We start from the raw sequence: 19,046 nt of genomic DNA, 5'->3' as shown, positions 1-19,046 counted from the left end.
AGCCTGATGGCGAGCGCAGCCAGACTATCAGGGGCATGTATCCAGACAGTGACCGACCGGTGTTTCGGCCGGAACCATAGTCACAAACTGGGCAAAGCCCTTACGCGTTTGCGGATTGACCCAAAGTCCAGCGCGCAGCGCATAGGCTTCGCCGACATGGCCAATCCATTTGCGGCCCGCACGGTCTTCATGGATGTGCACGCCAAGACCATAGGCCTGGAAATAGCCGCGATCATCGTCGCCATTCACCCCGTTGAAACGCCATTGGACGCGGGTCATTTCGGCAAAGGCCTTGCTGCTCAATATGGGTCGGCCGCCATTCAGCAGCAATTGCCCCACCCGGGAAAGATCCTGCATCGAAATGCGCAAGCCACCTTGGGGGCTGAAGGATGATCCGTTTTTTCCGATGCGATAGCGAATGAGGTCGCAACTGCCATCGCTCGCCGCGAGTATGGGGCAGGGATCAGTGCCGCTGATCGCTGCATCGCGCGCGAGATCGCCATTGGTCCGCAAAAGCGTGACGGCTTGGGCTCGTCGCCCCGGGCTACATCCATCACCCCAATTGAAACAGGCATCGAGCCGCAAGGGTGCGAGAACCTTCTTTGCCACCAACCGGTCGAACCTCTCCCGCGTTGCAGCTTCGATGGTCGCCGCAATGACTGGAGAGTTGAGGTTGGCGTAGCTGAAATAATCTCCCGGCTCGTGCCCCGGAAACCAGACCGCCGGGTTGGAGAGCACTGTTTGCAGGCTGCCATCCAGTGGCAGCAAATAGTCGATCGAATCCCTTATGCTCGACGTGTGGCTCAAAAGGTGCCGCAGCGTCACTGGACGGTCAGGGAAGGCGGGGTTGCGCACTGCAAAACCGAGATAGTCGCCAATATCCTTATCGAGATCGATCCGACCTTCATCAACAAGCCGCATCACTGCAATGGCAGTGACCAGTTTGGAGATGGAGGCGACCCGCACCGGATCATCGGCGGCCACCTTTCGGCCCACTACCCCAGCTTCGCCGGAAGCTTGCTTGGACAAAATCGCGGTCGAGGAAAAATCGACCCGCACGCGTGCCGGCTCAGGCAAGCCAACCTGCTCCGGTGCAGCGCTGGCAGCACCCGCAATTGCGAGCGCCAGCGCTGCGCCGCGAGCAGCGGTTATTCGTCGCCCCGGCATTCGCCCTCATGCGTGCCAGTCATGCTGCCCTTAAGCTTGATTTTGCCAGCCATTGGCACCTGCACTTCCAAATCGGTATCGAAATTGAAATCGGCATCACCCAATGTGCCATCAAGCTTCATCTTGGCCTTGCCTAGATCGCCCATGCCGCAACTCAGCGCCATATCAACCCGATTTCCGGCAATGTCGAAATGGGTATAGCTGCAATCTTCCGCGCCTTCGCCGCCAAAAAAGTCCGGGCCGGGCTTCGCTGCATCGGCTTCGCTGAGGCAGGAAAGGCCGGATGCGCCTTTCGCAAGCTGTGCTTTGATGCTGGCCTTTTCCTCATCGCCCAGACGGGGCACATCGATTTCGGTAAAGGCAAAGTTCATGCGCCAGCGGCCCGGCTGCATGGCGAGATAGCCATCTCGCCGCATTTCTTCGGCGCGCTCCTGCCGTGAAACGCTGCCATCGCCGTTGGTATCTGCACTGTCGCTGCAACCGGAAACTGTGATCAACAGCACCATTGCTGAAAGGGATACTGCTTTCATCGTCATGCCGGGCATTCACCAATCCGTTTGCCTTCGATGCGGCCCTTCATCTTCATTTCACCCATGGGCGTTCCGCTTGTCTTCTGCTCCATGTTCATCACATAGCTTTCACCTTCGAAGCTGCCGTCCATCTTGCTGGCTACCGTGATGCCGCCTTCCGGTTTGCAAGTCATGGCGACGGTCATCTTGTTGCCGGAACGGTTGAGCTGTTCAAAGCTGCAATTGCTGTTTTCGTCACCGCCAAAGAAATCCGCGCCAGGCTTTTCGGCCTGTTCCTTGGTCAGGCAGGATTTGACGCTCATTTCGGTCATCGCCTTGGTCATTTGCGCCTTGGCTGCTTCGGGCAAACCGGGCGCCTCGATGCTGCCGAACTTGATCTTCACTTCCCAAAGCCCCGGCTTCATCGCAACCGCGCCGCCTTGTGAAAGTTCCTTCTGCGCCTCTTCGTTGCTGACTTTTCCGTCGCCATCGGCATCAGCGCCTTTATCTGAACAGGCCGATAGCGCCAGCATTGCACACGCGGCGCTGCCAATTAAAAGCTTCCTCATCTGCAAACCCTCCAATGCAATCCCATCTGGCCTGTTTGTCGCGAAACCAGAACCATGGCAACCGTTTTGCGCACCATGCGGTTCGTTCATGACAAGGACAGATCAGCCCGCTAAGGAGGCGGCATCCGAATTTTGGGGAGTTTTGCCCGCGATGAAGCGTTTTGTTGTTTTTCTGATGGTTGCACTGTTTGGGGCAGGGTTTGCCCACGCCCAATCGGAATCGCCTGCAGCCCCTGCATCACCAGTTGTCGACGAGGCGGAAAACACATTGCACCTCGATCTGTCTTCGGGTGGCCGCGTGACAATCAAGCTCTATCCACAAATTGCCCCAGCCCATGTCGAGCGCATCAAGACGCTGACCCGTCAGGGCTTTTACAACGGCATCATCTTCCATCGCGTGATCGATGGCTTCATGGCGCAGACCGGCGATCCGACCGGCACTGGCACCGGCGGATCGCAACTTCCCGATCTTAAGGCTGAATTCAGCGCCGCACCGCATCTGCGCGGCACCGTTTCCATGGCGCGGGCGCAATCTGAAGACAGCGCAAACAGCCAGTTTTTCATTTGCTTCCAGCCGCGTTTCTCGCTCGATAACAAATATACGGTATTCGGGCGCGTGACTTCGGGCATGCAATTTGTCGATGCCATCCAGCGCGGTGAGCCACCAGCAACCCCCGACAAGATCATCCAGGCGTCGATTGCGGCGGACAATGTGCCTCCGCCGGATTTCACAGCGCTTGCGAAGCCTGCCGCACCAGCAGAGGCGCCGGTGACGCTCGATGATCTGAGCAAGCCGCTCAACTAATCTTGGCAAAAGGATAGGCGCGGAAAAATGCGCGTCGACCTGTTCGATTTCGACCTTCCGCAAGAGCGTATCGCGCTGCGCCCGGTTTCACCGCGCGATGCCGCGCGCATGCTGTGCGTTTCAGGAGATGGTCGGATGGAGGACGCACATGTCCTTGACCTGCCGCAGCGTTTACGCTCCGGCGACTGCCTTGTTTTCAACGATACGCGGGTAATTCCTGCCCAACTCGAAGGGCGGCGCGGCGAGGCGAAGATTGGAGCGACGCTGCACAAGCGGATCGACCTGCGCCGCTGGCAGGCTTTCATCCGCAACGCCAAAAGGCTGAAGGTCGGCGACGAGATAATATTCGGCGGTGGCGTTACGGTGACCGCAGAGGAACGGCTCGCCGATGGCAGTTTCGTTCTGTTTTTCCATGGCGAAGAAGCGGTCGAAATTCTCCTCGACCGTGCGGGGACGATGCCCTTGCCGCCCTACATCGCAAGCAAGCGCGGGATCGATGAGGCGGACAAAAGCGATTACCAGACAATGTTCGCGCAAAAGGATGGTGCCGTCGCTGCTCCTACGGCGTCGCTGCATTTCACGCCGCGATTGATGGATGCGCTGGCGGCAGCGGGGATTGGTCACGAAACATTGACCCTGCACGTTGGGGCGGGAACGTTCCTGCCGGTAAAGGCCGAAGATACCGACGCGCACCAGATGCACAGCGAATGGGGCCGGATCGACGCGGCCACGGCAGAACGATTGAATGCAGTGCGGGCAAAGGGCGGACGTATCATCGCCGTTGGCACGACTGTGCTACGCCTTCTCGAAAGCGCAGCCAGCGACGATAAGGTCATCCGCCCGTTCGAGGGCGATACCGTAATCTTCATCACACCGGGCTATCGCTTCAAGGCGATCGACGGGCTGATGACCAACTTTCACCTGCCGAAATCGACCCTGTTCATGCTGGTCAGCGCGCTGATGGGGCTTGATGTGATGCGTGCGGCCTATGCGCACGCCATCGCGCAGGAATATCGTTTCTACAGCTATGGGGATAGCAGCCTGCTGATCCCCTGAAGGATCAATGCCCCTTCAACTCGTCCCCGGTGAGGCGAACGACGTGGAGCACGTTGGTCGAACCCGGTGTGCCGAAAGGAACACCTGCCATCATGATCAGCCGCGCACCGGCGCTGCCGAGATGGTAACGCAGCGCCATGCGCTTGCCCTTGGCAACCATCTCTTCGAAGCTGCCGATGTCCTTGGTCCGCACGGCAAAGGCACCCCATAACAGGCCCAGCCGGCGTGCAGTTTGTTGGCTGGCGGTAAGCACCAAGACCGGCACGGCGGGTCGCTCACGCGAAATGCGACGCGCGGTCGAGCCGGAGGAAGTGAAGCACACAATCGCGCTGGTTTCGACCGTATCGGCAATGCGCCCGCTCGCCTCTGCCAGCGCGTCAGCCGTGGTGGCATCGGCGGGGGTTACGGTGAAGTGGATGCGTTTGAAGAAATCAGGATCGCTTTCAACCTGCTGGGCGATACGATCCATGATCGAAACGGCCTCGATCGGCCAAGCGCCAGCCGCCGTTTCGGCAGACAACATGACGGCATCTGCGCCATCGTAAATTGCGGTCGCAACGTCCGATACTTCGGCGCGCGTTGGCGTCGGCGCGACGATCATCGATTCGAGCATCTGCGTTGCGACGACCACGGGCTTGCCCATCTGGCGGGCTGTCGAGACGATTTTTTTCTGAAGCGGCGGTACCTGTTCGGGCGGCAGTTCGACGCCCAAATCGCCACGTGCGACCATCACCCCGTCGGCGAGTTCGAGGATTTCTTCCAGCCGGTGGATAGCCGCCGGCTTTTCGATCTTGGCGAGCAGGGCCGCCTTTCCACCGATCAGCTTCTTGCCTTCGGCCACGTCTTCGGGGCGCTGCACGAACGACATGGCAACCCAATCGACACCCTGTTCCAGAGCGAAAGCGAGGTCCGAGCGATCCTTCTCGGTCAGTGCCGCAATCGGGACGACGACGTCGGGCACATTCAGGCCCTTACGGTCTGAAAGCATCCCGCCCACCTCGACGCTGGTATCGATATGGTCGGGGCTGATATCGGTCACCCGCAGCACCACCTTGCCATCGTCGAGCAACAGGCGGGTACCGATTTCGAGCGCCGCAAAGATTTCGGGATGCGGCAGGTGGACACGCGAAGCATCGCCTGCCTTCTTGCTGGTATCGAGCCGGAATGCATCACCGGTTTTCAGCTCCACCTTGCCACCCGCAAAGGTGCCCACGCGCAGCTTCGGGCCCTGCAGGTCGACAAGGATCGTCGTCGGGCGGTTATAGGATTTTTCGAGCGCACGGATATTCGCGATCAGCTTCGCTTTTTCGGCCTGTTCGCCATGGCTCATGTTGACGCGAAAGGCATCCGCCCCTGCGCGGAACAGTTTTTCGATCATTTCAGGCGTGTCGCTCGCGGGACCCAATGTCGCGAGGATACGGACCTTGCGCATGCGCGGCTTGTGATATTGCATCTGAGAAGGCTCTTTCGCGCTCTGGATTTTGTCTCTCGTGCCTCCCATAACGGTCTGGAGCGTTTAGGCAAAGGGAGCATAGCTATGCAGACAGACATGCAAATCAGTGATGTGGCGGCGGCGGCGGCATTCCGGCGGTTGGTTGCGCATCTGCAACACCGCCATGATGCCGAGAATATCGACCTGATGGGGCTTGCCGGTTTTTGTCGCAACTGCCTTGCCGATTGGGTGATGGAGGCACAGCCAGAGCTTTCAAAGGAAGAGGCGCGCACCCTGATTCACGGCATGCCGCCTGCTGAATGGAAGGCAAAGTACCAATCGGAAGCCACCCCTGAACAGCTTGCGCGGATGCAGGAAAGCATGGCCAAGAATGCACCGAGCCATTAAGCGAGGCGCTTCCTGATTCGGGCGTAAAGCGCCCTACAACCAACCGGAGAATATCATGTCCGAAGGCAATATCGCCGCTGACCAGTTGCGCCTTTTCATCGAACGCATCGAGCGTCTCGAGGAAGAGAAAAAGGGCATCGCCGACGATATTCGCGACGTTTACAGCGAAGCGAAAAGCCAGGGCTATGATACCAAAATCATGCGCCAGATCGTTCGCTTGCGCAAAATGGAAACCCATGACCGGCAGGAAATGGAAGCAATTTTGGAGACTTACAAGGCAGCGCTCGGTCTGGCATAAAGATGGCTCCAAGGAAGGAGTCTCCCATGCTGATGACCACTACTGCCACCATCGAAGGTCGCCCCGTTGCCCAATATCTCGGCGTCGTAACCGGCGAAGTCATTGTCGGTGCCAACATCTTCAAGGATCTGTTTGCCAGCGTTCGCGATATCGTTGGCGGGCGATCGGGGGCTTATGAAAATTCGCTGCGCGATGCCCGTGAAACCGCGCTCAAGGAACTGGCGGATGAAGCCCGCGCGCTCGGCGCAGACGGCGTGATCGGCATTGACCTCGATTACGAAGTGCTTGGTGCACAAGGTTCGATGCTGATGGTCAGCGCCAGTGGAACCGCAGTCAAACTCGGGTAATCCACATGGCTTGCCGAAGGCGCGTTTCCTGATGTAAGGGCGCGCCTTCACATCACCTTCAGCCAACAAAGAAGAGAGCCATGGCAGGCCATAGCAAATTCAAGAACATCATGCACCGCAAGGGCGCGCAGGATAAGAAGCGCTCTGCGATGTTTTCCAAGCTCAGCCGCGAAATCACCGTCGCGGCGAAAATGGGCATGCCCGATCCGGACATGAACCCCCGCCTGCGCCTCGCGGTCAATGCGGCCAAGGCGCAGTCGATGCCCAAGGACAATATCCAGCGCGCGATCGACAAGGCGAGCGGCGGCGATGCGGAGAATTACGAAGAAGTGCGCTATGAGGGCTATGGCCCGGGCGGCGTTGCCGTGATCGTCGAGGCGCTGACCGACAACCGCAACCGCACCGCAACCAATGTGCGCACCGCATTCAGCAAGAATGGCGGGAACCTCGGCGCGTCGGGCGCGGTGAGCCACGGCTTCGATCGCATGGGCCTGATCACTTATCCGGCCAGCGTTGGCGATGCCGACACCGTGTTCGAAGCCGCATTAGAGGCCGGCGCCGAAGATGTCGAAAGTGGTGAGGAAGAGCACAGCATCTGGACAGCGATGGACGCCTTGCACGAAGTGTCCAAGGCGCTCGAAGCTTCGCTCGGTGCGGCGGACAGCGCAAAGCTCGCCTGGCGCCCGCAGACGCTGGTCGAGGTGGATGAGGCCAATGCCGCAACATTGCTCAAGATGATCGACACGCTTGAAGATGATGACGATGTCCAGACTGTCTGGGGCAATTATGATGTTTCCGACGAAGTGATGGCGAAGCTGGGCTAAGCAGTTCCCCTCCCGCTTGCGGGAGGGGTTAGGGGAGGGCCAGTCGCCCTCCAGCAGATACGGGACAGGCCCTCCCCCGGCCCCTCCCGCAAGCGGGAGGGGAGAAAATGATCATCCTCGGTCTTGACCCCGGCTTGGGCACCACCGGCTGGGGTATCATCGTGAAAGAAGGCAATCGCCTCAGCCATATCGACAATGGCGAGATCACCACCGATGCCAAATTGCCATTGGCAAACCGTCTGGTCGCGATTGATGAGAAACTGCGCGCAATCCTCGACCATTTCAAACCCGATTGTGCCGCGGTTGAGGAAGTGTTTGTCAACAAGAATCCGCAATCGACGCTGAAGCTGGGGCAAGCACGCGGCGTGGTGCTGCTCGGCGCTGCACGCAACCGCACCCCCGTGACCGAATATGCCGCGCGGCTGGTCAAGAAATCGGTGGTCGGGACCGGCAAGGCGGACAAGAAACAGATCGAGGCGATGCTCCGCGTGCTCATGCCGGGGCTGAAACTGGCGGGTGAAGATGCGGCCGATGCGCTCGCCGTCGCGGTGACGCACGCGCACCATATCCGGGGATAAGTTCACGGCTTGTTCTCTTTTGCTTGCCGACCGGTGATCGGCAAGCTAACCCTCTCGCATGATCGCGAAACTATATGGCCGCATCGATGAAACGGGCGTGGACAGCCTGGTGATCGATGTGAACGGCGTGGGCTATCTGGTGCAGGCAAGTGTGCGGACACTCGCGGTGCTCGGCGGCTCAGGGGATTTCGCGACGGTTTTCACCGAAATGCTGGTGAGCGAGAATGACCAGCGGCTAATCGGCTTTGCCAGCCGAGAGGAACGCGACTGGTTCCGCCTACTGATCGGCGTGCAGGGCGTGGGTGCAAAGGTGGCGCTGGCGATCCTTTCCGCATTGGAGGCGGACGACCTGACTATTGCGATTGCCAATGGCGACAGCGCGATGGTCGCGCGCGCTAACGGCGTCGGCCCGAAACTCGCCAGCCGCATCGTCAACGAACTGCGCGACAAGGTTGGCGCGATGGCGGGGATTGGCGGCGGCGCAAAACTGGCGGCGGCGGCCAAGGCGGGGAACAGCAATGTCTCCGATGCAGTCGCTGCGCTCACCGGCCTCGGCTTCAAACCCGGCGAAGCGCAAGGTGCGGTGGCGTTGGCGCTGGAAGAATTGGGTGACGGTGCGACGCTCGATGCGCTGGTACGACTAGCGCTTAAGAGGGCGGCGAAGTGACCGATAACCCCCACCTCACCCCCATGCGCAAGCCCGAGGATATCGATGCCGCGCTGCGCCCGAAAAGCCTGACCGAATTTATCGGGCAGCAGGCGGCGCGGGAGAATTTGCGGGTGTTTATCGAGGCGGCAAAGGCGCGCGGCGATGCGCTTGACCATGTGCTGTTTTTCGGGCCGCCGGGGCTGGGGAAGACCACGCTGGCGCAGATTGTCGCCAAGGAAATGGGGGTTGGCTTCCGCTCCACCTCTGGCCCGGTCATTGCGAAATCGGGCGATCTGGCGGCGCTGCTGACCAACCTTGAAGAAGGCGACGTCTTGTTCATCGACGAAATCCACCGCCTGAATCCGGTGGTCGAGGAAATCCTCTACCCCGCGATGGAGGACCGTGCGCTCGATATCATGATCGGCGAAGGCCCTTCGGCGCGTTCGGTGCGGATCGACCTGCCGGCCTTCACGCTGGTCGGCGCGACCACGCGGCAGGGTCTGTTGACCACACCGCTGCGCGACCGTTTCGGCATTCCGGTTCGTTTGAATTTCTACACGCATGACGAGTTGGAACTGGTCGTCACCCGCGCGGCGAAGCTGCTCGATCTCGAAATCGCCGCCGATGGCGCGCGCGAAGTGGCAAAGCGTTCGCGCGGCACGCCGCGTATCGCCGGCCGGTTGCTGCGCCGCGTGCGCGATTTCGCAAATGTCGCGGGCGAAACCATCGTCACCGCCAAGGTCGCCGATGCCGCGCTCAACCGGCTGGAGGTCGATAGCCTGGGCCTCGATGCGATGGATCGGCGCTATCTGATGATGATCGCCGATATCTATCGCGGCGGCCCTGTCGGCGTCGAGGCTCTGGCGGCGGGGCTTTCCGAGCCGCGCGATACGATCGAGGATGTGGTCGAGCCCTATTTGCTCCAACTCGGCCTGATCGCGCGCACCGCACGGGGGCGGCAGTTGAACGGGCCAGGGTGGAAGCATCTCGGCATCACCCCGCCGACCGGGGCGCAGGATGGGTTGTTCGATAAATAATGACTGTCCTTTTGCTGACCAAGTGAGTCCCACGCACGACAAGTTGTGCACAAATCCGACCAACCCCCTTCCTGTCGCGGAATCCATGCGTTAAGCCGCTTCGCAATGAACGGGACGCAACCCTATCACGGCCATTTTGACGGACCCCGCCACCTGTTTGCGGTGCGGGTTTATTTCGAGGACACCGATTTCTCGGGCGTCGTCTATCACAGCCGCTATCTGCACTTCATGGAGCGAGCCCGTTCGGACATGCTCAGCGTTGCCGGAATAGGCCAGCGCGAAGCATTTGACTGCGGCGAAGGCGTTTATGCGGTCGCCGACCTGCACATCAAATATCGCGCGCCGGCCCGTTTCGACGATGCGTTGCTGTTGGTTTCGACGGTTGAGGAAATCCGTGGCGCGAGCGTTGTAATTCATCAGAAAGTCATGCGCGGTGACCAAGTGCTGACCGAGGCAGAGGTTACCGCCGCTTTCCTGACGCCCGAAGGTCGCCCGCGCCGCCAGCCGCGCGAATGGCTGGAGGCGTTTGAAGCGATCAAGGCCGGCAAGCAGGGTTAGAAGAAAGAGAAAATATGGATGTGTTGATTTTGGCCCAGGGCGCGACATTCTCGCCATTGCACCTTTTCCTCCAGGCCGACTGGGTGGTGAAGGCAGTGATGATCGGGCTGGCGCTGGCCAGCATCTGGGTGTGGACGATCATCATCAGCTTCGTCTTGAAAATCCGCAACATCACTGGCCAAAGCGAGGCATTCGAGCGCGAATTTTGGCGCACCGAAGATGTTGACGGCTATTTCAAGCAGCATGGCAAATCCGACCTGCCGATCGCCAAGGTGTTTGCGGCCGGCCTCGCCGAATGGCGCCGATCGACTGCGGTAAAGGTTGTGGATCGCCAAGGCACCCGCGAGCGTCTTGCTACGGCCATGGACGCGACCATCGCGGCAGAGAGCGAAAAGCTTTCGAACCGGCTCAATTTCCTCGCGACCACCGGCGCGGTCGCGCCCTTTGTCGGGCTGTTCGGTACGGTCTGGGGCATCATGCGCAGCTTTTCGGCGATTGCCGCAGAACAAAACAGCTCGCTCGCCGTGGTTGCCCCGGGCATTGCTGAGGCGCTGTTCGCAACCGCCATCGGCCTGTTCGCCGCCATTCCGGCGGTGATCGCCTATAACCGCTTCTCACACCGGCTGAACCAGTATGAGGCGCGCATGGGCCGTTTTGCCGATGGCTTCCACGGCCTGTTGAGCCGCGAGTTGGAGCGGGAAGGCTGAGCCTGTGGCGATGAACCTCAATTCCGGCGGTTCCTCGCGCCATGGCCGTCGCGGCAGCCGCCGCGCGCCGATGGCCGAAATCAACGTCACGCCCTTTGTTGACGTGATGCTGGTGCTGCTCATCATCTTCATGGTGACGGCACCATTGCTTGTCTCTGGAGTACCGGTGGAACTGCCTGAAAGCCGGGCCAATCCGCTCGACCAGAAGGATGAACCGCTCGACATTTCGATCGACAAGGAAGGCCAGGTCTTCATCGACAGTGCTGCGGTGAGTGCCGGTGAATTGTCGGCGCAATTGGAAGCGATTGCGGCAGAGCAGGACCCTGCCAATCCGCGCCAGATCATGCTGCGCGGCGATACCACCATCAGCTATGGCGAGATGATGAAGGTGATGGGCGAGCTCAATCGCGTTGGGCTCAACTCGGTCAGCCTCGTCACAACTGCCGCCGCTGCGCCAGTCACCCAAGGTTCATCTGAGGAGCAATAGCCCTGTGGCGATGGATCGTGCGGAAAGGATAGGCCTCGGCACCGCCATTGGTGGCCATGCGCTGTTGCTTGGCGCGTTTGCGCTGGGTGCCTTCTTCACGGCCGATCGCATCACCAAGCCGCAGCCGATTTCGGTCTCGCTTGTCGGTGAAGTCGCCGATGTCTCGACCGCGCCAGATCCCGTGCTGGAAGAACCGGCGCCTGCTGAATCGGTTGCCGAACCCGCTCCGGCAGAACCCGAGCCAACGCCTGTAATGAAGGTGGAGAAGGTGCCGGACAAGCCGTTGCCAAAGGCAGTGGACAAGCCCACCCCTAAACCTGCGCCCAAACCTACACCGAAACCCGTAGAGAAAAAGGTCGCAGCGCAGCCCAAGGCGACGCCCAAGCAAACCGCGCAGCCCAAGCAGTCTGCACCCAAACCGTTCAGCAAGAGTTTTGAAGATGCGGTTCGCGGGGTCGGGAGCAATCCCAAGCCGACGCAGGGGACTTCACCCAAACAGGGCACTGTAGCGCGCAAGGCAGGCGCAGAGGTACGGCGGGAAGTCAATCTCGCGCTTGGGCCGCAGATCCGCGACAAGATCGAACGCTGTGCGCCCACCGGGCTCGACATTCGCCAGATAGAAACTTTCGTGACCTTGAGCCTTGAACCGAACGGACGGTTGTCCGATGTGCGGGTCGACAAGCAAACCGGGATCAATGATAATAACCGCCCGCAGGCGGAACCGTTGAAGCGATGCATCATTCAGGCAGTGCGTGCGGCATCGCCTTTCAAGGGGCTTGACCCTGATTATCATGATGTCTGGAAAACGCACGCCATGCGGCTGCGCGCTACGGGTTGAACGGGAAGAGAGAGACATGAAACCGAACCGATCGCTAATTGGCTTTTTGCTCTCCATATTGGGCCTGATCACGCTGGCACCGATTGCCGCAGCTCAGGAAACTGCTCCGCCAGCAGATGATGAGCCCGAACTGGTCGAGTTCGATACCGCCAAGGTTCGCCGCATCGCCGTGCCCGCCTTGGTCGCACCCAACCCGGCCGATACCGCCGCCGGGAACAGCGCCACATTGGGGCGCCAGATTGCCGAAGTGATTTCGGCCAACCTGCGCAACTCTGGTCTTTTCGAACCACAAGGTCCCGCCGGTATCCGCCCGATCACGATTGAGGAGGTCACCGCGCCCCAATATGATTATTGGAAGGGCCGCAATGTCGAACAGTTGGTCGAGGGCTTTGTCCGCGTGGGCGGCGATGGCAATCTGACCGTCGGTTGCTACCTCTATGATGTCAATTTCGGTCAAGAACTGACGCGGTTGGGCTTCGTGGTCCCACCACGCGAATGGCGGCGTGCTGCGCACAAATGCGCGGATGCCATCTATTCGAAGCTCACGGGCGAGCTGCCCTTCTTCGACAGCCGCATTGCCTACATTGCCGAGACCGGACCGAAGGGCAAACGCGTCAAGCGCCTTGCCATCATGGATTCGGATGGCGCAAACCACCGCTTTATCACCAATGGCCAATCGACCGCGCTGACGCCGCGTTTCTCGCCCAATTACAAGTCCATCCTTTATCTCAGCTATCAGGACGGTAATCCGCGCATCTATGTTTATGACATAGACAGTGGTCGTCAGCGATTGATCACGGCTTCGGCCAACCCGACATTTGCGCCGCGCTGGTCGCCAGATGGGCAGACGATTCTCTATTCGATGGCAGTTGCTGGCAACACCGACATCTACAAGATTTCGGTCAATGGCGGCGCACCGGTAAAGCTCACCAGTGCGCCCGGCATCGATGTTGGCGGCAGCTTCTCGCCCGATGGTCGCCAGATTGTTTTCGAGAGCGATCGCGGTGGCAGCCAGCAGATTTATGTGATGAACGCCGATGGATCAAACCAGCGCCGCATCAGCCATGGCGGTGGCCGCTATGCAACGCCCGAGTGGAGCCCGCGCGGTGACCTTATCGCCTATACGCGGATAGCGGGGGACTTCCGCGTCGGCGTGATGCGTCCCGACGGTTCGGGCGAACGCCTGCTGACCGATAGCTGGCAGGATGAAGCGCCGACATGGGCACCCAATGGCCGTGTGATCCAGTTCTTCCGCACCGAACGGAACACTGGTAAAACAAGCGTCTGGCAGGTAGACTTGACCGGACGGAACGAACGCAAATTGCCGACTCCGGTCGATGGTTCCGACCCGGCCTGGGGTCCGGTGCTTCCATGAGCGGTTACAACAACGGGGCAGAAAGAAAGGAAATGAAGATGACAAACATGGCACGCACTTTCGCACTGTTGCTGGTCGCCAGCACTACGCTTGCAGCATGCGGCAAGAAGGAGGTCGAAAATGTACCTCCGGTCGCTGACAACACCACCTATGGCAACACCGGTGACACGGTCACACCATCGGGCAATGCGATCATCCCCGGAAGTCAGGAAGATTTCCTCCAGTCGGTTGGCTCGATGGGCGATCGCATATTCTTCGATACCGACCGCTTCAACATCGACAGCGCCGACCAGGCTACCTTGCAGACGCAGGCGCAGTGGCTGGCGCGTTATCCCAATGCCCGCGTGACGGTTGAGGGACATGCCGACGAACGCGGCACACGCGATTACAACCTTGCTTTGGGTGAGCGCCGTGCGAACGCTGCGAAGAACTACCTAGCGTCGCTCGGGGTTGATGCATCGCGCATCCAGACCGTCAGCTATGGCAAGGAGCGCCCGCAGGCACTGGGGTCGAATGAAGAAGCATGGGCGCAAAACCGCCGGGCTGTGACGGTTGTTATCCGGTAAACTGAACGGTCCCCTCCCCGTGAGGGAGGGGGGCACCGTTTACTTAGCCTTTTTGTAAGGCGTGAAATCACCGAGGCTGCATACGGGCCCGGGAATGCCGCTGGTGCGATCCACCAGCCGGATGAGGTCGCCGCTGCAAAGCTGTCCGCTATAGGTTTCAACGACCATGATATCGTCGCCGCGGGTCAGCCCCGGACAGGACGAGCGTAGCTTGTTCACATAAACTGTACGCCCGGACTCGCGATAGAGCAGCGTATCGTCGCTGATCCGGATCGCATTCACATTGCGGGTGTTTGAAATGCAACTGCGCGGTTCGCCAGCAACCTTGCCCTTCAATTCCTTTTCCAGGACCTTCGCCTCTTTATCGCGAATGGGGGCAGGGGCGGATTCCGCGTCGCTATAATTGCATCCAGCCAGCAGGACGGAGGCAGAAAGAACCGAGATCAGGTGCGTGCGCAACATTATCATTCTCCGTGATTGAATTGCTGTATCGACATTGCTCCATAGCCGATTATCAGGAAATGAACGAGCAAAGAAACAGGGAGAGTGATGTGAGCGGATGGCCAAAACTGGAATGGGATGGGGAACGGACAGGGCCACTCCAGGGCGTCAAAGTGCTCGACATGTCGTCGGTGGTATTGGGCCCGTTTGCAACAGTTCAATTGGCCGATCTGGGCGCGGAAGTCATCAAGGTTGAAAATGCGCAAGGCGGTGGAGACATCATGCGCAAGGCAGGGGACAACCCGACCGGCGACCTTGGCCCGATTTATGCCAGCCTCAACCGCAACAAGAAATCGGTCGCGCTTGATGCTTCCAAGCCGGAGGAGAAGGCGGCAATCCTCGAACTTGCCAAGGGGGCCGATGTTTTCTTCCACAATGTCCGCATGGCGGGGATGGAACGGCTTGGCCTCGGTTACGAGGATGTGAGAGCGGTCAATCCTGACATCGTCTATGTGCATTGCGCAGGCTATGGCGCAGAGGGGCCCTATGCCAAGCGGCAAGCCTATGACGATCTGATTCAGGCAGCATCGGGTTTCGCGTCGCTGTTTGAAATGCGCGATAAGGGGCGCCCGCAATATGCGCCGACGCTGGTGGCAGATAAGGTTAGCGGGATGTTTGCGGCCAACGCAGTGCTCGCCGCTTTGCTCGGTAGGGCCAACGGCCTTGGTGGGCAGTTCGTGCAGGTGCCGATGTTCGAATGCTTTACCTGGTTCCACATGGTTGAAAATCTGTGGGGCAACACTTTCCTGCCCGGCAATGGCAAGATGGCCTATACGCGGTCGATCAATCCGCGTCGGCGGCCCTATCCCACCAAGGACGGCTATATCGCGATCGTGCCTTATGCCGACCATCAGTGGGAACGCTTCTTTGAACTGGCTGGCAGGCCTGGCGTATTCCAGGATCCGCGCTTTTCCAGCTATAAGGCAAGGCTCGAAAACACGACCGAGCTTTATGCGACGATCGAGGAATGCAGTGCGACAAAGACCACCGCCGAATGGGTGGAATTGCTCGACGCCAACAACATCCCGGCGATGAAATATAACCGGATGGCCGATGTGTTCGACGATCCGCATCTGAAGGCTGTCGACTTTTTCGAGGAACGCGAGGCGAAGGCCGGATACCGTTATCGTTCGATGCGCCACCCGGTGCATTATGCCTCGACGCCCGCTTCGGTATTTGCCGATCCACCCAGCCTTGATGCAGACCGGGACGAGGTGTTGGGAGGCGACAGCTAGCGGTTGCGCGGCGTCCAATCCTTTTCCGATTTGCTTTGGTTGAAAAGGCGCAAAGCAAGGCCCGCAGCAACACCCACACCGATGGCAATGGTCAGGTCGGTCAACACCGTCAGGACAAGGGTTGAGAAGAACAATGCTTTTTCTGCCCATCTCAGGTGCAGATGCTCACGCCATTTCTCGGGTTCGCTCATATTCCATGCAGTGAGCATCAGCACAGCAGCCAAAGCCGGGAGCGCCAGCATCCCGGCCCATTGTGCCGCCAGCAGCATGATGGCAAGGATTAGCAGCGCGTGCACCAGCCCGGCCACCGGTGTCTTGCCGCCGGCGCGGATGTTGGTCGCAGTGCGCGCAATGGCCCCCGTCACCGGCATGCCGCCAAAAAGCGCCGACGCGATATTGCCATAACCCTGCGCCATGATTTCCGCATTGGGGCGGTGATGCCCTTCGATCATCCGGTCTGCGACGATCGCCGAAAGCAGCGATTCCACACCGGCGAGGAAGGCTATGATCAATGCCGAGGGCAACAGCTCGATCGCTTTGGCAATGCTGAATTCGGGCATTGACGGCATGGGCAGGGCAGCGGGTAACTCGCCAAACCGGGAGGCGATTGTGTCGACTGGAAGCGAAGCCGCAACCGCCAATATTGATCCTGCAGCGACCCCTATTACAAGGCTGGGCGACCGAGGCGCCAATTTGCGCAAGGTAACCATCAACACCAATGCCAGCATGGCGACGCCGACCGCAAAGGGATTGCTCGCTGGTAATGCTTTCGCCAGCACCATGATTTTTGGAATGAATTCGGCTGGAAGGTTGGCAATGTCGAGGCCAAGGAAATCCTTCAATTGGCTTGCCGCGATGATGATTGCGATGCCGACGGTAAAGCCGTTGATCACCGGCTCCGGCACCAACGCAATCAGCCGGCCTGCGCGGAAAAAACCCGCTACCAGCAGGATCGCACCTGCCATCATTGTTGCCAGCACCAGCCCATCATAGCCATGATCGGCAATCACCGAATATACCACGACAATGAAGGCACCCGTCGGTCCGCCGATTTGCACACGGCTGCCGCTGGTCAGCGAAATCACAAAACCGCCGATAATGGCGGTGACCAACCCTTGCGCTGGTGTCGCGCCAGAGGCGATCGCAATGGCGATACTGAGCGGCAACGCAACCAGCGCCACTGTCAGTCCGGCGAGCGCATCCTGCCGGAACAGCGACCAGCTATAGTCCCGGATGGTGGTAAAGAGCTTGGGTTGGCGCATCGGCTTTCGGCGATCAGGCCTTGGCCTTCTCTGCGGCGATCCAGTCTTTCACAATGTCCTCAAGCACATTGAGAGGAACCGAACCCTGGCCCAATACCGTGTCATGGAATGCGGCGAGGTCGAACTTGCTACCCAGCTCTTTGCTCGCGAGTTCGCGTAGCTCGCGGATCTTGAGTTCGCCGAGCTTGTACGCGAGCGCTTGGCCGGGCCAGCTGATATAGCGGTTCACCTCTGCCTCGATATTGGCGGCTGACAGGGCGCTGTTGTCGGTCATGAAAGCGATCGCCTGTTCCTTGCTCCACCCCTTGGAATGGATGCCGGTATCGACAACCAGTCGGCAGGCACGCCACATTTCGTAAGACAGGCGTCCCATATCCTTGGCAGGTGTGTCGTACAGGCCCATTTCGATACCCAGCCGTTCCGAATAGAGCCCCCAGCCTTCGGTAAAGGCAGTGAAGAACACGGCGTTCTTGCGGAAATCGGAAAGCTCCAACTCCTGCTGCAGGGCAATCTGGTGGTGGTGTCCCGGAACGGCTTCGTGCACCGATAGAGCGGGGATTTCCCAGAAAGGACGCTGGTCGAGTTTCGATGTGTTCACATAATAAAAGCCTGCAACCCCGATCGCAGGTGAACCGGGGTTGTAATATGCGGTGGTCGTCCCCTCTGCGATTTCGGCCGGAATTTCCTTGATGCCATAGGGAAGGCGCGGCAGTCGATGGAACAGGCCGGGCATCTTGCCATCGATGGTCTTGTTCACCCGCGCGACCTTTTCCATCAGCTCTTCTGGGGTTTTGGCATAATATTGCGGGTCGTTGCGAAGATGCTGGATGAATGCTTCCCGGCTTTCATATCCGGCCTTTTTGGCGACCTCGACCATTTCGGCGCGGATGCGGGCGACTTCCTTCAACCCCAATTCGTGGATCTGGTCTGCGGTCAGGTTGGTCGTTGTTTCCTGACGGATGCGGAAATCATAATATTCGCGGCCACCCGGCTGTGCTGAAATGCCGGGGTTCTTGGCGCAATTGGGTTTATAGTTCGCCGCAAACCATTGGAGATGCTTCTGCAGCGCCGGATATACACTCCCGCTTATTATCGCAGCCGCGTCGGCTGAAAGTTTATCCCAATCGGCTTGGCTGATATTGGCGGGTTTCGCCTTGGCATAGGGCTGGAAATAGCGCGACTGGCGCTCGTCCTTGGTCACCAGGCCCGCAATGCCTTTTTCGTAGCCGTTGAGAACGACGCAGGGCAGTACATATTTGCCCTTCAATGCCTCATTGGCGACGGCAAGCGATTGGTCGTTCACCCGCGGATATTGCTTCAAGCGGGTGTTGTAGCTCTCATAATCGGCCTTGTTCCGGAAAGGCAGGTTATCCGCCATCCCGGCAAAGCTCTGGTGCCAACCAGAATAGGTTGAAAAATTGATCGTCCGCTGGCCATAACGATTGGCTTCGACATTGTCTTCGAGCGTGCGTTTCAGGATGCCATATTCGATCTTGTCAGCAGCAGTGAGTTGCGAGGCATCGATTTTTTGCAGATTGGCAAGAATGACGGCGCTGGCGGCGGCGAAGCGATCGCGGCCCGCAAGGCTATAGTCACCTACTTCATTGGCATAATCGTCGACGCCCAACGAGCTGGCGTAAATCGGCGATTCCTTCAGCGACATCGCCCAATATTCGTGGACCAGCGATTTGACATCTGCACCTGCATCGGCATGGGCGGGGATTGCTGCACCCAGCAGCAGTGCGGCGATGAACAATTTGCGCATGAAAAAAACTCCCGAATTGTTGATTGCTTGTAACCAGCACTGCGGCACGGCACAATGTCACAGGATTGACACC

23 protein-coding genes are annotated in these 19,046 nt (G+C 59.3%); 16 read left to right on the top strand and 7 right to left on the bottom strand.

The genetic code is table 11. The features are described 5' to 3' along the window. Positions 1-27: 27 nt before the first annotated feature. From ACFSAG_RS13595 to ACFSAG_RS13585, 3 genes are read right to left on the bottom strand one after another with little or no spacing between them, the layout of a single operon-like run. Positions 28-1,167: a serine hydrolase domain-containing protein gene (locus ACFSAG_RS13595; RefSeq protein ID WP_381515829.1), complete on the bottom strand. Its 1,140-nt coding sequence runs from the start codon at positions 1,165-1,167 to the stop codon at positions 28-30. Continuing rightward, positions 1,149-1,703 (bottom strand): DUF3617 domain-containing protein, encoded by a 555-nt coding sequence (locus ACFSAG_RS13590; RefSeq protein ID WP_381515826.1) that lies wholly within the window; start codon positions 1,701-1,703, stop codon positions 1,149-1,151. Before ACFSAG_RS13590 ends, ACFSAG_RS13595 begins: the two co-directional genes overlap by 19 nt. Next, on the bottom strand, positions 1,700-2,245 hold the full coding sequence (locus ACFSAG_RS13585; protein WP_381515823.1) for a DUF3617 domain-containing protein: 546 nt from the start codon (positions 2,243-2,245) through the stop codon (positions 1,700-1,702). The genes ACFSAG_RS13590 and ACFSAG_RS13585 overlap by 4 nt, the downstream gene beginning before the upstream one ends. A gap of 151 nt (positions 2,246-2,396) precedes the next feature. On the opposite strand from ACFSAG_RS13585, the gene ACFSAG_RS13580 reads away from it, so the two are divergent. Together ACFSAG_RS13580 and queA are read left to right on the top strand one after the other, a co-directional pair. Continuing rightward, entirely contained in the window at positions 2,397-3,050 is a 654-nt protein-coding gene (locus ACFSAG_RS13580) for a peptidylprolyl isomerase (RefSeq protein WP_374612874.1), read from the top strand. A 27-nt stretch (positions 3,051-3,077) separates the two neighbouring features. Beyond that, on the top strand, positions 3,078-4,106 hold the full coding sequence (gene queA / locus ACFSAG_RS13575) for a tRNA preQ1(34) S-adenosylmethionine ribosyltransferase-isomerase QueA (protein WP_381515819.1): 1,029 nt from the start codon (positions 3,078-3,080) through the stop codon (positions 4,104-4,106). Positions 4,107-4,110: 4 nt separating this feature from the next. Here queA and pyk read toward each other — a convergent pair whose 3' ends face one another. Beyond that, positions 4,111-5,559, bottom strand: coding sequence for a pyruvate kinase (gene pyk / locus ACFSAG_RS13570; RefSeq protein WP_381515816.1), 1,449 nt, complete (start codon positions 5,557-5,559; stop codon positions 4,111-4,113). 84 nt (positions 5,560-5,643) lie between these two features. Here pyk and ACFSAG_RS13565 point away from each other — a divergent pair, with 84 nt between their 5' ends. The 13 genes from ACFSAG_RS13565 to pal all read left to right on the top strand — a co-directional run bounded on the left by ACFSAG_RS13565 (position 5,644) and on the right by pal (position 14,210). Beyond that, positions 5,644-5,946 (top strand): DUF1244 domain-containing protein, encoded by a 303-nt coding sequence (locus tag ACFSAG_RS13565; RefSeq protein WP_381515813.1) that lies wholly within the window; start codon positions 5,644-5,646, stop codon positions 5,944-5,946. A 55-nt stretch (positions 5,947-6,001) separates the two neighbouring features. Next, positions 6,002-6,244, top strand: a complete 243-nt coding sequence (locus tag ACFSAG_RS13560; RefSeq protein WP_374612866.1) for a DUF2312 domain-containing protein — start codon at positions 6,002-6,004, stop codon at positions 6,242-6,244. Positions 6,245-6,270: 26 nt separating this feature from the next. Further along, complete coding sequence (locus ACFSAG_RS13555; protein ID WP_381515810.1) at positions 6,271-6,591, top strand: heavy metal-binding domain-containing protein; 321 nt, start codon at positions 6,271-6,273, stop codon at positions 6,589-6,591. A gap of 80 nt (positions 6,592-6,671) precedes the next feature. Continuing rightward, a complete protein-coding gene (locus ACFSAG_RS13550) occupies positions 6,672-7,415 on the top strand; it encodes a YebC/PmpR family DNA-binding transcriptional regulator (RefSeq protein ID WP_381515807.1) in 744 nt (247 codons plus the stop codon). 107 nt (positions 7,416-7,522) lie between these two features. Further along, positions 7,523-7,993 (top strand): crossover junction endodeoxyribonuclease RuvC, encoded by a 471-nt coding sequence (ruvC, locus tag ACFSAG_RS13545; RefSeq protein ID WP_374612861.1) that lies wholly within the window; start codon positions 7,523-7,525, stop codon positions 7,991-7,993. Between the two features lie 58 nt (positions 7,994-8,051). Beyond that, positions 8,052-8,660, top strand: a complete 609-nt coding sequence (ruvA, locus tag ACFSAG_RS13540; RefSeq protein WP_381515804.1) for a Holliday junction branch migration protein RuvA — start codon at positions 8,052-8,054, stop codon at positions 8,658-8,660. 23 nt (positions 8,661-8,683) lie between these two features. After that, positions 8,684-9,679, top strand: coding sequence for a Holliday junction branch migration DNA helicase RuvB (gene ruvB / locus ACFSAG_RS13535; protein ID WP_381516183.1), 996 nt, complete (start codon positions 8,684-8,686; stop codon positions 9,677-9,679). A gap of 105 nt (positions 9,680-9,784) precedes the next feature. Beyond that, positions 9,785-10,237: a YbgC/FadM family acyl-CoA thioesterase gene (locus ACFSAG_RS13530; RefSeq protein WP_381515801.1), complete on the top strand. Its 453-nt coding sequence runs from the start codon at positions 9,785-9,787 to the stop codon at positions 10,235-10,237. Positions 10,238-10,251: 14 nt separating this feature from the next. After that, positions 10,252-10,944, top strand: coding sequence for a protein TolQ (gene tolQ / locus ACFSAG_RS13525; RefSeq protein ID WP_381515798.1), 693 nt, complete (start codon positions 10,252-10,254; stop codon positions 10,942-10,944). A 10-nt stretch (positions 10,945-10,954) separates the two neighbouring features. Next, positions 10,955-11,431, top strand: a complete 477-nt coding sequence (gene tolR, locus ACFSAG_RS13520; RefSeq protein WP_381515795.1) for a protein TolR — start codon at positions 10,955-10,957, stop codon at positions 11,429-11,431. 4 nt (positions 11,432-11,435) lie between these two features. Then, a complete protein-coding gene (locus tag ACFSAG_RS13515; RefSeq protein ID WP_381515792.1) occupies positions 11,436-12,269 on the top strand; it encodes a hypothetical protein in 834 nt (277 codons plus the stop codon). Positions 12,270-12,285: 16 nt separating this feature from the next. After that, on the top strand, positions 12,286-13,644 hold the full coding sequence (tolB, locus tag ACFSAG_RS13510) for a Tol-Pal system beta propeller repeat protein TolB (protein WP_381515789.1): 1,359 nt from the start codon (positions 12,286-12,288) through the stop codon (positions 13,642-13,644). Between the two features lie 32 nt (positions 13,645-13,676). Beyond that, on the top strand, positions 13,677-14,210 hold the full coding sequence (gene pal, locus ACFSAG_RS13505; protein ID WP_381515786.1) for a peptidoglycan-associated lipoprotein Pal: 534 nt from the start codon (positions 13,677-13,679) through the stop codon (positions 14,208-14,210). Positions 14,211-14,249: 39 nt separating this feature from the next. Here pal and ACFSAG_RS13500 read toward each other — a convergent pair whose 3' ends face one another. Next, the gene (locus ACFSAG_RS13500; protein WP_381515783.1) at positions 14,250-14,672 is read right to left on the bottom strand and encodes a DUF6491 family protein; all 423 of its coding nucleotides are present in this window, start codon (positions 14,670-14,672) and stop codon (positions 14,250-14,252) included. An 89-nt stretch (positions 14,673-14,761) separates the two neighbouring features. Here ACFSAG_RS13500 and ACFSAG_RS13495 point away from each other — a divergent pair, with 89 nt between their 5' ends. Then, positions 14,762-15,946 (top strand): CaiB/BaiF CoA transferase family protein, encoded by a 1,185-nt coding sequence (locus tag ACFSAG_RS13495; RefSeq protein WP_381515780.1) that lies wholly within the window; start codon positions 14,762-14,764, stop codon positions 15,944-15,946. Here ACFSAG_RS13495 and ACFSAG_RS13490 read toward each other — a convergent pair. Together ACFSAG_RS13490 and ACFSAG_RS13485 are read right to left on the bottom strand one after the other, a co-directional pair. Further along, the gene (locus ACFSAG_RS13490) at positions 15,943-17,208 is read right to left on the bottom strand and encodes a SulP family inorganic anion transporter (protein ID WP_381515778.1); all 1,266 of its coding nucleotides are present in this window, start codon (positions 17,206-17,208) and stop codon (positions 15,943-15,945) included. The two genes, ACFSAG_RS13495 and ACFSAG_RS13490, sit on opposite strands and share 4 nt — an antisense overlap. Positions 17,209-17,221: 13 nt before the next feature. Beyond that, positions 17,222-18,973 (bottom strand): DUF885 domain-containing protein, encoded by a 1,752-nt coding sequence (locus ACFSAG_RS13485; RefSeq protein ID WP_381515775.1) that lies wholly within the window; start codon positions 18,971-18,973, stop codon positions 17,222-17,224. Between the last annotated feature and the right edge of the window lie 73 nt (positions 18,974-19,046).

The sequence above is a fragment of the Sphingorhabdus buctiana genome (assembly GCF_042680825.1).
Lineage (GTDB): Bacteria > Pseudomonadota > Alphaproteobacteria > Sphingomonadales > Sphingomonadaceae > Sphingorhabdus_B > Sphingorhabdus_B buctiana.
This window is presented reverse-complemented; position numbering and strand designations above follow the sequence as displayed.